Raw genomic sequence first — 13,627 nt, forward strand, 5'->3', positions numbered from 1 at the left:
CCGTCGTCTGGAACACTGAACCCGTGACCTCGCGCCTGATGCTGCTCGACACCGCCTCGCTCTACTTCCGCGCCTTCTACGGCGTGCCCGACACCGTGCGCTCGCCCGACGGAACGCCGGTCAACGCCGTGCGCGGGCTGCTCGACATGATCGCGAAGCTCGTCACGACCTACCGCCCCACCCACCTCGTCGCATGCTGGGACGACGACTGGCGCCCGCAGTGGCGGGTCGACCTGATCCCGTCGTACAAGGCTCACCGCGTGGTCGAGGTGGTGGCGTCCGGTCCGGATGTCGAGGAGGTGCCGGATCCGCTCGAGGTGCAGGTCCCGGTGATCCGCGAGGCGCTCGCGACGCTCGGCATCACGGTCGTCGGCGCCGCGCAGCACGAGGCCGACGACGTGATCGGCACGCTCGCCACGCGGTCGGCGGTGCCGGTCGACATCGTGACCGGCGACCGCGACCTGTTCCAGCTGGTCGACGACGCCCGCGACGTGCGCGTGATCTACACGGCGCGCGGCATGAGCAACCTCGAGATCGTGACCGACGCGGTCGTGGTCGCCAAGTACGGGGTGCACGCCGCCCAGTACGCGGACTACGCGACCATGCGCGGCGACGCGTCGGACGGCCTGCCCGGCGTCAAGGGCGTCGGCGAGAAGACCGCCGCGACCCTCCTGGCCGCCCACGGCGACCTCGCGGGCATCCGCGCCGCGGCCGCCGCGGGCGAGGGGATGTCGGCCGGAATGCGCGCCAAGTTCGCCGCCGCGGCCGACTACCTCGACGTCGCGCCTCGCGTGGTGGCGGTCGCGACCGACCTCGACCTCGGCGACGTGCCGGCGATCCTCCCCGTGCCGGATGAGGCCGCGGCACAGCGGGCGCGCGAGTTCGCGGGCCGCTGGAACCTCGGCTCCTCGATGGACCGGGTGCTCACGGCCCTGGCCTGACCAGTGCGGGGCCGGTGAGCCTCAGGAGCGCCGCACGCGGGCGACCGCGGTCAGGATGCAGACCGAGAAGCCGCTCACGAGCGCCAGCGTGAGAAGAAGCGGCAGCGTCCAGCCGCTCGTCAGGTCGTGCACACCGCCGAGGAGGGGTCCGCCCGCCGCGCCTGCCACGTACGCGAGCCCCTGCACGAGCGCCGACATCGCCGCCGCCTCGCGGCTGCTGCGGGCGATGCCGACGAGCACCGTGAACACAACCACGAAGCCGCCCGCGTGCGCGACCCCGCCGAGGGACACCCAGAGCGGGTAGAGCTCAGGGACGACCAGCAGCCCTCCCACCATGGCGACCCAGCACGCCGCGACGAGGGCGGCCGGCACCGCGAGCGGCAGGTAGCGCGCGAGCGTCGGCACGACGAACGCCCCCGCGATCGCGACGCCCTGGAACAGGGACGCGAGCGCCCCCGCGACGGCGGCTCCCGTGCCCGTCATGTCGGAGAGCATCGCCGGCAGCCAGGTCGACAGGCCGTAGTAGGCGGAGGACTGGCAGCCGAGAGCTGCGACCAGCAGCCAGACGACCGGGTTCCGCAGGACGTCGCCGCGCCCGGGCACCGGGACCGGTCCGGTCATCGACACCGCGTCCGCCGGCGTCCCTCCTCCTCCGGAGCGCTCGTCCCACGGCACGCCCGGCATCCGGTCGCGCCACAGGTGCAGGCCCCACAGCACGAGCCCCAGGGCGGTCAGCACGATCCACAGCAGCAGCGCGAGCGGCCATCCGGTGAGCTCCGCGATCGACGCGGTGGTGAGCGTCGTCAGCAGCGACCCCGCGTTCAGCGCGGCCGTGTAGGCGGCGGTCACCGTCGCGACTCGCTCGGGCGGCACCTCGCGGCGGATGATCACCGGGATCACGATGTTGCCCACCGTGATCCCCGCACCGATCACGACCATGCCGACGAGCATCCATCCGAATCCGGGGAGGGTCCGGATGAGCGTGCCCACCGCGACCGCGGCCAGGCAGGCGAGCAGCGCCAGGTCGGCTCCCGCGCGCCGGATCACGACCGCGGCGACGGGCGTCAGCGCGGCGAACATCAGCACCGGGAACGTGGTCAGCAGAGACGCCGTCGCGGCATCGAGCGCGTAGTCGTGCTCGATGTCCCGTAGCACGGGCGTGACCGACAGGATGGGCCCGCGCAGGCTGAACGCGGCGACGAGCACCCCCGCGATCACGAGCCACGGGAACGCCCGCCGCGCGGCCTGCGCCCCGCCCGCCCGGCTCACGCGCCCCAGGCCCAGGCCCGCAGCCTGCCGAGCGGCCAGGTCGTGATGATGCGCTCCGCCGGCACGCCGAGCCGCTCGGCGCGCTCCGCGCCGTGGTCGAGCAGCGACAGCTGCCCCGGGGCGTGCGCGTCGGAGTCGATCGAGAACAGGCAGCCGATCTCGAGCGCGAGGGAGATCAGGTCGTCCGGCGGGTCCTCCCGCTCGGGCCGCGAGTTGATCTCGACGGCCACGCCGTGCTCGGCGCACGCCTCGAACACCGCTCGCGGATCGAACGTGGACGGCGGGCGCGTTCCGCGCGATCCGGTCACGAGCCGGCCGGTGACGTGGCCGAGGACCGTGACGCGCGGGTTGGACACGGCCGCGACCAGCCGTCGGGTCATGGCCGCGGACTCCATGCGCAGCTCGGAATGCGCCGACGCGACGACGACGTCCAGCTCGTCGAGCAGCTCGGGCTCCTGGTCCAGCGCGCCGTCGCTCAGGATGTCCACCTCGATGCCGCTCAGCAGCGTGAAGTCGTCGTACTGGAACCCGGCGACCACCTCGAGCTGGCGTCGCAGCCGCTCGGGCGACAGTCCGCGCGCGACCTTGAGCCGCGGCGAGTGGTCGGTGAGCGCGAGGTACTCATGCCCCAGCCCGCGCGCGGCGGCGACCATGTCCTCGATCGGCGTCGTGCCGTCCGACCAGTCGCTGTGCGAGTGCAGGTCGCCGCGGAGCAGACCCCGCAGCTCGGACGGCTTCACGTCCCCCAGCCGCTCGCGCAGGTCGGTCAGGTAGTCCGGCACACGTCCGACGAGCGCCTGCTCGATCACCGCGAAGGTCGACGCGCCGATGCCCTTGGTCCGGCGCAGCCGCTCGGGGTCCCGGCGCGCCGCCTCGTCCAGGCCGGCGACCGCCGCGGCGGCCGTACGGAACGCCTTCGCCTTGAACTTCGACGCGCGCTCGCGCTCCAGGAGGTACGCGATCTCGTTCAGCGCCTCGATCGGATCCATCCGTCGCCTCCCCCGGCCTGCGGCGGGCTCACGCCGGCGCCGACCCGCCCAGCTCCTGCGAGGCCGAGATCCACTGCTCCAGCTTCGCCGTGGCGCGACCGTCGTCGATCGCCGCGGCCGCCTCCTCGAGCGCCTCGACGAGACGCTCGACCATGCCCCGCTGCATCTGGGCGGGGTCCTGGGAGAGCCGGAACGCCACGATGCCCGCCGCCGCGTTGAGCAGCACGATGTCGCGCACCGCGCCCTTCTCGCCCGCCAGCGTGCGCCGCAGCACCTCGGCGTTGTGCTCGGGGGTGCCGCCGAGGAGGTCGTCGATGGTCGCGGTCGCCAGGCCCACGTCGCGCGGGTGGATGTCGAACTCGTGCACGTCGCCGCGCGAGACCTCCCAGATGCGGGAGTACCCCGTGGTCGTCAGCTCGTCGAGGCCGTCCTCGCCCCGGAAGACGAGCGCGGTGGCGCCGCGCGTGCGGAACACGCCGGTGATCAGCGGGACCACGTCGAGGTTGGCCACGCCGACGGCGTTCGCCTCCGCGCGGGCGGGGTTCACGAGCGGGCCGAGGAAGTTGAACACGGTCGGCACGCCGAGCTCCGCGCGCACCTGACCCGCGTGGCGGAAGCCCGGGTGGAACGCCGCCGCCCACGCGAACGTGATGCCGGCGCGGTCGAGGACCCCGGCCACGGCCTCCGGGGGCAGGCGCAGGTCGATGCCGAGCGCGCTGAGCACATCCGAGGAGCCCGACTTCGAGCTCGCAGCCTTGTTCCCGTGCTTGACCACGGGCACGCCCGTCGCAGCGATCACGATCGAGGCCGTCGACGAGATGTTGACGGTGCCGAAGCGGTCGCCGCCCGTGCCGACGATGTCGAGCACGTTGGGGTCGACATCCAGCGGGACGGCGGCCTCGAGGATCGCGTCGCGGAAGCCGATGATCTCCTCGACCGTCTCGCCCTTCGCCCGCAGCGCGAGCAGGAATCCGGCGAGCTGGGCGGGGGTCGCCGCGCCCTGCATCACCTGCCGCATGGCCCAAGTGGCCTCCGACACGCTGAGGTCGGTGCGCGAGAGCACGGTGGTCAGGACGTCGGGCCAGGTGGGTTCCGCCATGCTCCGATCCTAGCCAGGGCGTATAGACAGGGATCCCGCGCCGGACTCCCAGACGGCATTCGGGTCCCACATACTTCGACGCGATGTCGAAGTTGCCCAAACCAGGCCGGAGGATCGGCAATAATGGTTCCGTGACGACCTCAGCGACGTATGCCCCGGCACCGAGAACCGTGAAGCGACCCGATCCCGTCGCCGTCGGCACGATTGTCTGGCTCGGCAGCGAAGTCATGTTCTTCGCCGGCCTCTTTGCGATCTACTTCACCCTCCGCAGCACCTCGCCGGAGCTGTGGGCTGAGCGCACCGAGCTTCTCAACGTGCCGTTCGCGCTCGTGAACACGATCATCCTGGTGCTCTCCAGTGTGACCTGCCAGCTCGGCGTGTTCTCGGCCGAGGGCCTGACGTTCAAGAACCCGCTCCTGCAGCGGCTCGTGGGCTGGGGCGTCGTCCCGTGGTTCTGGGTGTCGTTCGCGCTGGGCGCGGTCTTCGTCTCGGGCCAGGTGTGGGAGTACGCCACGCTCGTGCTCGAGGGCATGCCGATCAGCGCCGACTCCTACGCGTCGGCCTTCTACCTCACGACGGGCTTCCACGCCCTGCACGTGACCGGCGGCCTCGTCGCGTTCCTGCTCACCATCGGCCGCTTCTACGCGGTCAAGCGCCCCCGTCACAAGGAGGCCGTCACCGCGATCGTCGTGTCCTACTACTGGCACTTCGTCGACGTCGTGTGGATCGCGCTCTTCCTGGTCATCTACTTCCTCAAGTAAGAGCGGAGCTACATCAGACTTATGGCACGAGAGAAGAAGCGCCGCTCGAACGGCCGTCGCAGCCCGCTGGCCGCCGCCGCCCTCATCGGCATCGGCCTGCTCATCACGGGAGGCGCCTACGCCGGCGCGTCCGCCGCGGTCGCCGCATCGACCGAGACCACCGCCGCCAGCACGACGCTCACGGTCGAGGACGGCGAGAAGCTGTTCCAGGCCAACTGCGCCACCTGCCACGGCCTCGACCTGCAGGGCACCGACAACGGCCCGTCGCTGTACGGCGTCGGCGCGCTCGCCGTCGAGTTCCAGGTGTCCACCGGCCGCATGCCGATGCAGCGCCAGGACGTCCAGGCCCCGCAGAAGGAGGCCCAGTTCACCGAGGAGCAGATCCTCGCGATGGCCGAGTTCGTGCAGTCGGTCGCCCCGGGCCCCGACTTCCCGGACGAGCACTACCTCGACGGCGAGGGCGACGTCGCGCGCGGCGCCGAGCTGTTCCGCATCAACTGCGCGATGTGCCACAACGTGGCCGCCGCCGGCGGTGCGCTGACGGAGGGCAAGTACGCCCCGGACATCATGGACACCAGCGCGCAGCACATCTACGCCGCGATGGTGACCGGCCCCCAGAACATGCCCGTGTTCAACGACATGAACCTCACGCCGGAGGACAAGCGCGACATCATCTCCGCGCTCCTCTACCAGCAGGAGCAGCCCGCTCCCGGCGGCTTCACGATCGGCTCGCTCGGCCCCGTGTCCGAGGGTCTGTTCGTGTGGATCTTCGGCATCGGTGGGCTCATCGCGATCACCGTGTGGATCACCGCGAAGTCCAACTGAGCATGGCGAACGAAGAAGACGTGACGAGGAGCACCATGGCGCACGACAGCGAACCGCAGGCGGTGGAGGTCTACCGGCCCTCCCCCGGCCTCGCCGTTTCGATTGCCGACCCCGTGCAGAACCCCGGCCTGCCGCCGCACCGTGCGCGCATGACCGACAAGGACCCGAAGGCGGAGCGCGCGGCTGACCGCACGGTCTACACGCTGTTCTACGTGTCGGTCGCGGCCAGCATCTGGGCGGTCGCCGCCTACATGCTGTTCCCGATCGAGGACGGGTCGATGCTCTCGATCCGCAACAACAACCTCTGGATCGGCCTGGGCATCGCATTCGCGCTGCTCGCGATCGGCGTGGGCGCCATCCACTGGTCCAAGGCGCTCATGAGCGACAAGGAATACGTCGAGGAGCGCCACTCGACCCGCGGCAGCGAGGCCACCCGCGCCGCGGCCGTCGAGGCGTTCGCGATCGCCAACGAGGAGTCGGGCTTCGGTCGTCGCAAGATGATCCGCAACTCGCTGATCGCCGCCGTCGCCGCCTCGATCCTCCCGGGTCTCGCGCTGTTCCGCGGCCTGGCCCCGCACTCGACGGCCGAAAACCCCACCGCGGGCGACCCGGTCGCGCTGCTCAACCACACCATGTGGAAGGAGGGCGAGCGCCTGGCGCTCGACCCCGAGGGCACCCCGATCAAGGCGTCGTCGGTCACGCTCGGCTCGGCGTTCCACGTCATCCCCGAGTCGCTCGCGAGCCTCAGCCACCACGACGGCTACCTCGAGGAGAAGGCGAAGGCCATCGTCCTGCTCATGCGTCTACTCCCCGAGCAGCTCAAGGAGGACGAGGACCGCAAGTCCTGGTCGTACGACGGCATCGTGGCCTACTCGAAGGTCTGCACCCACGTCGGCTGCCCCGTGGCGCTGTACGAACAGCAGACCCACCACCTGCTGTGCCCCTGCCACCAGTCGCAGTTCGACGTCACCGAGCACGCCAAGGTCATCTTCGGCCCGGCCGCGCGCCCGCTGCCGCAGCTGCCCATCGCCGTCGACGATGAGGGCTACCTCATCGCGCAGAGCGACTTCACCGAGCCCGTCGGCCCGAGCTTCTGGGAGCGTCACTGATGAGCACCACCACCGCACCTGAGAAGCCCCAGGCGCCGCTCGGCGGCAAGTTCGTCGGCGCGGCCGCGAACTACATCGACGAGCGCACCAGCATGTCGGGCCTCGTCAAGGCCCTCGGCCGCAAGGTCTTCCCCGACCACTGGTCGTTCATGCTCGGCGAGATCGCGCTGTGGTCGTTCGTCGTCGTGCTGCTGTCGGGCACGTTCCTGACGTTCTTCTTCCAGGCCTCCATGGTCGAGACGCACTACACCGGCGCGTACGAGCCCATGCGCGGCATCGCGATGTCGTCGGCGCTCGAGTCGACCCTGCGGATCTCGTTCGACCTGCGCGGCGGCCTGCTGGTCCGCCAGATCCACCACTGGGCCGCGCTGGTCTTCGTGGCCGGCATCGGCGTGCACATGCTGCGCGTGTTCTTCACGGGCGCGTTCCGCAAGCCGCGCGAGCTGAACTGGGTGATCGGCTTCGTGCTGTTCATCCTGGTGATGGCCGAGGGCTTCACCGGCTACTCGCTCCCCGACGACCTGCTCTCGGGCAACGGTCTCCGCATCATCGACGGCATGATCAAGGGTCTGCCGATCATCGGCACCTGGACGTCGTTCCTGCTGTTCGGCGGCGAGTTCCCCGGCACCGACATCGTCGGCCGCCTCTACACGCTGCACATCCTGATCCTGCCGCTGCTGGTGATCGCGCTCGTCGCGCTCCACCTGCTGCTCATGATCGTGAACAAGCACACGCAGTTCGCGGCCCCGGGTCGCACGAACGGCAACGTCGTCGGCTACCCGATGATGCCGGTCTACATGGCCAAGATGGGCGGGTTCTTCTTCATCGTCTTCGGCGCCATCGTGCTGATCGCGTCGCTGGTGCAGATCAACCCCATCTGGAACTACGGCCCGTACGACCCGTCCCCCGTGTCGGCCGGCACGCAGCCCGACTGGTACATCGGCTTCGCGGACGGCGCCCTGCGTCTCGCCCCGTCGAACTGGGACGTCGTCATCGGGAACTTCACGCTCTCGTTCGGCATCCTGGCCCCCGTCGCCGTGCTCGGCATCTTCATCGTGCTCGTCGCGATCTACCCCTTCCTCGAGGCGTGGATCACGGGCGACAAGCGCGAGCACCACATCGCGCAGCGTCCGCGCAACGCCGCGACGCGCACCGCGATCGGCGCCGCCGGCGTGGTCTTCTACGCGATCCTCTGGGCCGCCGCGTCGTCGGACATCATCGCGACGCACTTCTGGCTCACCATGGAGGGCGTGATCCGCTTCCTGCAGATCTCGCTGATCCTGGCCCCGATCGTCGTGTACTTCATCACCAAGCGCGTCTGCCTGGCGCTGCAGAAGAAGGACCGCGAGATCGCGCTGCACGGCTACGAGTCGGGCCGCATCGTCCGGATGCCCGGCGGCGAGTACCGCGAGGTGCACCGCCCGGTCGACGAGTACGAGCGCTGGAAGCTCGTGGACGTCGAGACGTACGCTCCCCTCGTGCTGCGCCCGAACGACCAGGGCCGGATCCCGTTCAGCGAGAAGCTGCGCGCCGGTCTGTCGCGCTGGTTCTTCGAGGACCGTCTCGCCCCGCTCACGCAGAGCGAGCTGGATGCCGCGGTCGCGCACCAGAAACACGCGCTGCACGAGTACGGCCCCAGCCCGCGCGAGCTCGAGGCCGGTCACGACCAGCACTGAGCCCCGCTCCACCGAAGCCCCCGGTCCTCCTGGACCGGGGGCTTCGTCGTGTCGGCGCCGGGCCGCCGGCGGCCGTTGCCGCTCCTCTGCCGTTCCGAAAACCGGATCGATGGGACGTGCGTGACCGGAGTGATCGCATCCGTCACGCGCGCACCATCCGTCCGGTCTTCGGCACGCGCGGCGTAAGCTCGCGCAGGCCGCGCAGCGCATCTTCGACCGTCTCGGGATGGAACAGGATGTCCTCCGCGATCGGTCGGTAGCGCACGTAACCCCGCGCGGCCGCGACCTGGTCCCGGCGGTGGTCGCGGCGCTGCGCCTCCCAGTCCTCATGGAACGCCTTGCTGTCGCACTCCACGATGATCCAGCCGTCGAGCAGCAGATCCACCCGCCCTACCCCGGGGATGAGGACCTGCGACTCGACGCAGAACCCGAGTGCCACTGCCATCAGCCGCACGAGTGTCTCCGGCCCCGCCTCCGCCCTCGCGTCGACCAGGCGCCGTGCACGCTTGAGTCGGGCCGGCAGCACGCGGAACAACTCGTCGACGTCCGTGTGGCTCACGAGGCGCCCCTGCAGCGCCGAATCCAGCGAGGCGACCGCATCGGGCAGGTCCTGGCACAGCATCGCGTGGTGCAGCGCATCGAGGATGCTGACCTCGCTCGCCCGCGGGTGGACCGGCCGAAGCAGCCGCTGGCGATGCACGGCGTCCTCCGGATCGACGGCGGGCTGCGTCGCGGTCCGCGCGAGATGGGTGTGCAGTCCGCCCGCACGGGCGACGAAGACGCCCTTCAGCCGCAGCAGCGAGACGCAGGTCAGGCGTCCCCCGCGCGCGACCGCTCGCACGTGCTCATCCGGCGCACCGCGCGCCAGATAAGCACCCTGGCAGGCCTTCTGGATCAGGCCCCCGTCGACCGCGGACCTGATCTCCCGCGTCGACATCCCCGATGCGCGCAGATCCCGCGTCCGCCACACGCGATGATCCCCACCCTCATCGTCCCGGACATGCACGTCTCCCATCCGGCCAGCGTGGGCCCCCGCACCGGGTCTCCGGCGGCCCGATCCACCCAGATGGGGGCGGCCAGCGGCTCCCGTTCGCTGTGGACGAGCCTCCGCGGGCCAGCCGGTTCCGAAAACCGGACCGATGTGGCGAGTGGGATGGATGGGTTTACGCTCGCCTCAGACACACCGTCCGTCCGGTTTTCGGCACCGCCGGCGGCCCCACGCCCCGGCCCAACGCGAAACGGCCCCGGTCGGACCGAAGTCCGCCGGGGCCGCCTCAGAGCTGGATCAGCGGGCGAAGTAGCCGCGGTAGTACTCGTACACCCAGCCGACGATCGCGACCGCGAAGAGGCCGAGGGCCAGCGGCAGCAGGAACTGCGCCACCGCGAGCGAGATGATCGCGATCGCCGCGGAGCCCGCGAGCACGAGCGGCCACCAGGACCACGGGCTGAACTCGCCGAGCTCGGCGTCGCCGTCGTCGATGTCCGCGTCGTCACGGTCCTCGGGGAGCGCCACGCCGTGCTGGCCCTTGTGCACCAGCTGGATGTAGAACGCCACCATCGCCGACATGAAGATGCCGAACGCGAGGGCCGTCGAGCCCGCCCACTCGACCGCCTGGTACCAGGGCAGGTCGGGCTGGGCGATGATGCTCCACGCGGTGTAGACGACCGCCATGAGGACGAAGAAGCCGGCGAGCAGCCACCAGAGGCCGATGTTGGACCGCATTACTTGACCTTTCCGTCCGCCGCGTCGATCACCGGCGCGTCAGGGGCGTCCTTGGCCGGACCGATGCCGACGGGGATGCCGGCCTCGGGGTGGTTCAGGTCGAACGCCGGACGCTCGCTGCGGATGCGCGGGATCGACGTGAAGTTGTGGCGCGGCGGCGGGCACGACGTCGCCCACTCGAGCGAGCCGCCGTAGCCCCACGGGTCGTTGACCGTGATCTTCGGCGCGGTGCGCGCGGTCACCCACACGTTCAGGAAGAAGGGCAGCAGCGAGGCGCCGAGGATGATGGCGCCCACCGTCGAGAGCTGGTTCTCCCACGTCCAGCCGTCCGCCGCCGAGTAGTCGGCGTAGCGGCGCACCATGCCGTCCACGCCCAGCCAGTGCTGGATGAGGAAGGTCATGTGGAAGCCGATGAACAGCATCCAGAAGTGCACGTAGCCGAGGCGCTCGTTGAGCATGCGGCCCGTCCACTTCGGCCACCAGAAGTAGAAGCCGGCGAACATGGCGAACACGACCGTTCCGAACACCACGTAGTGGAAGTGCGCGACGACGAAGTACGAGTCCGACAGGTGGAAGTCGAGCGGGGGCGACGACAGGATGACGCCCGTCAGACCGCCGAACACGAACGACACGAGGAAGCCGAGGGCGAACACCATCGGGGTCTCGTACGTGATCGAGCCGCGCCACATGGTGCCGATCCAGTTGAAGATCTTCACGCCGGTGGGAACCGCGATGAGCATCGTCATCAGGGCGAAGAACGGCAGCAGCACGGCGCCCGTGACGTACATGTGGTGGGCCCACACGGCCACCGACAGGGCGGCGATCGCGATGGTCGCGTACACGAGCGTCTTGTAGCCGAAGATCGGCTTGCGGCTGAAGACCGGGAAGATCTCCGACACGATGCCGAAGAACGGCAGCGCGATGATGTACACCTCGGGGTGGCCGAAGAACCAGAACAGGTGCTGCCACAGCAGGACGCCGCCGTTGGCGGGGTCGTAGATGTGCGCGCCGAGCACGCGGTCGGCACCGGCGGCGAAGATCGCGGCGGCGAGCACCGGGAAGGCGATCAGCACGAGGAGGCTCGTGATGAGCGTGTTCCAGGTGAAGATCGGCATGCGCCACATGGTCAGGCCGGGGGCGCGCATCGTGATGATCGTGGTGATGAAGTTCACCGCGCCGAGGATGGTGCCGAAGCCCGAGAGGCCGAGGCCCAGCATCCAGAGGTTTCCGCCGACGCCCGGCGAGAACGTCGCGTTGGCGAGCGGCTGATACGCGAACCAGCCGAACGACGCCGCACCCGACGGGGTCAGGAAGCCGGCGACCGCGATGGTCGAGCCGAACAAAAACAGCCAGAAGGCGAATGCGTTCAGACGCGGGAAGGCCACATCCGGCGCGCCCAGCTGCAGCGGCAGGATCGCGTTCGCGAAGCCCGCGAACAGCGGCGTCGCGAACATCAGCAGCATGATCGTGCCGTGCATCGTGAACAGCTGGTTGTACTGCTCCTTGGTGGGCAGGATCTGCATGCCGGGAGCGAACAGCTCGGCGCGGATGATCAGCGCCATGACGCCGCCGATCGCGAAGAACATGACCGAGGCGATCAGGTACATGTAGCCGATGGTCTTGTGGTCGGTGGAGGTCATCCACTTGACCACGATGTTGCCCTTCTGCTCCGTGCGCGATGCGCTGAGCAGGGCTGCCTGGCGGGGCGGGAGCGTGGTGCGGTGCTCCTGCAGGGTCGTCGCCATGATCAGTGCCCCTCTTCCTCGGTGGCTTCGGCGTTGCCGGTCGTGCCGGGGAAGTTCCCCAGACGGTCGTACGCGTCGTTGATGTCGCCGGTGTTGCCCTGGGCCTCGAGCTCGGCGAGGTAGTCCTCGTACTCGGCCTGGCTCACGACCTCGACGTTGAAGAGCATCATCGAGTGGTACTCGCCGCACAGCTCGGCGCACTTGCCGGCGTACGTGCCCTCACGCGTCGGGATGAACGACCACGAGTTGTCGCGGCCGATGTACATGTCCTTCTTGTAGAGGAAGTCGATGATCCAGAACGAGTGGATCACGTCGCGCGACTCAAGGTGGATGGTCACCTTCTGGTCGACCGGCAGCACCAGCGTCGGCAGCTGCGACTGGTCGATGTTCCCCTCGGCGTCCGGCTGCGCCTGGATGCCCATGGTCCAGACGGCGTCCGAGTTGTCCTCGGCCTCGCCGTCGTACTGGAAGTCCCACGCCCACTGCTTGGCGATCGCGGTGATCTCGACGTCGACCTCGTCCTCGGTCCACTGCGTCTCGATCGCCGACTGGTCGCGCGCCGTGAAGGCGAACAGGCCCAGCACCAGGATGAGCGGCACCGTCGTGAAGAAGATCTCGATCGGCATGTTGTAGCGCAGCTGGACCGGAAGGCCGGTCTGGCCCTTGCGGCGGCGGTACACGACCATCGCCCAGAGCATGAGGCCCCACGTGATCACGCCCACGGCCAGCAGCACGATCCACGAGCTGGTCCACAGCGTGGCGACGCGCTCGGCCTGGTTGGTCGTCGCCGTGCCGTCCTCCTGGAAACCGGGGAGGTATCCGTGCAGCTCCGTGGGAGTGCATCCGGCAAGGGCCACGGCTGCGGCAGCTGCGACGGGAATCGCGGCCCAGCGGAGACGGCGTTTCGATGGCACGAATTCACCTTTCGAACGTGGATGGGGCTCCTGTCAGTCTAGGGCAACCTCTCACCCGGTTCAGGACAACCGCCCAGCCTGGGGCGTGTCCATCCGGGCCCGTCCGGACACGCCGAAGAGCCCCGCACCGACGGGGTGCGAGGCTCTTCGGACGAGGCGGATCAGTGGAAGCTGTCGCCGCAGGCGCAGCTGCCCGAGGCGTTGGGGTTGTCGATCGTGAACCCCTGCTCCGAGATGGTGTCCTTGAAGTCGATCGTCGCGCCGTCCAGGTACGGGACGGACATGTTGTCGACGATGACCTCGACGCCGTCGAAGTCGACGGTCTCGTCGCCCTCGAGGTAGCGCTCGTCGAAGTAGAGCTGGTAGATCAGGCCCGAGCAGCCGCCGGGCTGGACGGCCACGCGCAGACGCAGGTCGTCGCGGCCCTCCTGCTCGAGGAGGCTCTTCACCTTGGCGGCGGCGGCGTCCGTGAGGCTCACGCCGTGCGCGCGCGTGTCGGCGGGGGTGCCGGCGAGGGTCGTGTCGGTCATGACGCTCCTTACGGGGTGGGCCGCATGCGCGGCGACTCGTTCGATT

13 protein-coding genes are annotated in these 13,627 nt (G+C 69.7%); 5 read left to right on the top strand and 8 right to left on the bottom strand.

Annotated features, from left to right (window positions below; translation table 11 throughout):
- Positions 1–23 precede the first annotated feature (23 nt).
- Positions 24–941: a 5'-3' exonuclease H3TH domain-containing protein gene (locus tag B5M43_RS06980; RefSeq protein WP_134746297.1), complete on the top strand. Its 918-nt coding sequence runs from the start codon at positions 24–26 to the stop codon at positions 939–941.
- A gap of 21 nt (positions 942–962) precedes the next feature.
- Here the strand turns inward: B5M43_RS06980 and B5M43_RS06985 are convergent, their stop codons facing one another.
- From B5M43_RS06985 to trpD, 3 genes are read right to left on the bottom strand one after another with little or no spacing between them, the layout of a single operon-like run.
- Positions 963–2,210 carry a CynX/NimT family MFS transporter gene (locus tag B5M43_RS06985; RefSeq protein WP_055991815.1) on the bottom strand — a complete coding sequence of 416 codons (1,248 nt, stop codon included), beginning with the start codon at positions 2,208–2,210 and terminating at the stop codon, positions 963–965.
- On the bottom strand, positions 2,207–3,199 hold the full coding sequence (locus B5M43_RS06990) for a PHP domain-containing protein (protein WP_134746295.1): 993 nt from the start codon (positions 3,197–3,199) through the stop codon (positions 2,207–2,209). The genes B5M43_RS06985 and B5M43_RS06990 overlap by 4 nt, the downstream gene beginning before the upstream one ends.
- A 28-nt stretch (positions 3,200–3,227) precedes the next feature.
- A complete protein-coding gene (trpD, locus tag B5M43_RS06995) occupies positions 3,228–4,298 on the bottom strand; it encodes an anthranilate phosphoribosyltransferase (RefSeq protein WP_134746294.1) in 1,071 nt (356 codons plus the stop codon).
- Positions 4,299–4,381: 83 nt separating this feature from the next.
- Between trpD and B5M43_RS07000 the strand changes: the two genes are divergently transcribed.
- Genes B5M43_RS07000 through B5M43_RS07015 form a run of 4 tightly spaced genes read left to right on the top strand, consistent with a single transcriptional unit; the run spans position 4,382 to position 8,669 of the window.
- On the top strand, positions 4,382–5,059 hold the full coding sequence (locus B5M43_RS07000; protein WP_082543121.1) for a heme-copper oxidase subunit III: 678 nt from the start codon (positions 4,382–4,384) through the stop codon (positions 5,057–5,059).
- Between the two features lie 21 nt (positions 5,060–5,080).
- Positions 5,081–5,884, top strand: coding sequence for a c-type cytochrome (locus tag B5M43_RS07005; RefSeq protein ID WP_055991805.1), 804 nt, complete (start codon positions 5,081–5,083; stop codon positions 5,882–5,884).
- A gap of 35 nt (positions 5,885–5,919) precedes the next feature.
- The gene (locus B5M43_RS07010; protein WP_134746300.1) at positions 5,920–6,993 is read left to right on the top strand and encodes a ubiquinol-cytochrome c reductase iron-sulfur subunit; all 1,074 of its coding nucleotides are present in this window, start codon (positions 5,920–5,922) and stop codon (positions 6,991–6,993) included.
- Complete coding sequence (locus B5M43_RS07015) at positions 6,993–8,669, top strand: ubiquinol-cytochrome c reductase cytochrome b subunit (RefSeq protein WP_134746293.1); 1,677 nt, start codon at positions 6,993–6,995, stop codon at positions 8,667–8,669. Before B5M43_RS07010 ends, B5M43_RS07015 begins: the two co-directional genes overlap by 1 nt.
- A gap of 142 nt (positions 8,670–8,811) precedes the next feature.
- Here B5M43_RS07015 and B5M43_RS07020 read toward each other — a convergent pair whose 3' ends face one another.
- From B5M43_RS07020 to erpA, 5 genes are all read right to left on the bottom strand, one after another.
- Positions 8,812–9,606 (bottom strand): hypothetical protein, encoded by a 795-nt coding sequence (locus B5M43_RS07020; protein ID WP_134746292.1) that lies wholly within the window; start codon positions 9,604–9,606, stop codon positions 8,812–8,814.
- Positions 9,607–9,954: 348 nt separating this feature from the next.
- Complete coding sequence (locus B5M43_RS07025; protein ID WP_134746291.1) at positions 9,955–10,392, bottom strand: cytochrome c oxidase subunit 4; 438 nt, start codon at positions 10,390–10,392, stop codon at positions 9,955–9,957.
- Positions 10,392–12,137, bottom strand: coding sequence for a cytochrome c oxidase subunit I (gene ctaD / locus B5M43_RS07030; RefSeq protein ID WP_055991795.1), 1,746 nt, complete (start codon positions 12,135–12,137; stop codon positions 10,392–10,394). Before ctaD ends, B5M43_RS07025 begins: the two co-directional genes overlap by 1 nt.
- A gap of 2 nt (positions 12,138–12,139) precedes the next feature.
- Positions 12,140–13,051 carry a cytochrome c oxidase subunit II gene (gene coxB, locus B5M43_RS07035; protein WP_055991792.1) on the bottom strand — a complete coding sequence of 304 codons (912 nt, stop codon included), beginning with the start codon at positions 13,049–13,051 and terminating at the stop codon, positions 12,140–12,142.
- Between the two features lie 161 nt (positions 13,052–13,212).
- A complete protein-coding gene (erpA, locus tag B5M43_RS07040) occupies positions 13,213–13,581 on the bottom strand; it encodes an iron-sulfur cluster insertion protein ErpA (RefSeq protein WP_055991789.1) in 369 nt (122 codons plus the stop codon).
- Between the last annotated feature and the right edge of the window lie 46 nt (positions 13,582–13,627).

This window comes from Microbacterium sp. MEC084, from assembly GCF_004514465.2.
Lineage (GTDB): Bacteria > Actinomycetota > Actinomycetes > Actinomycetales > Microbacteriaceae > Microbacterium.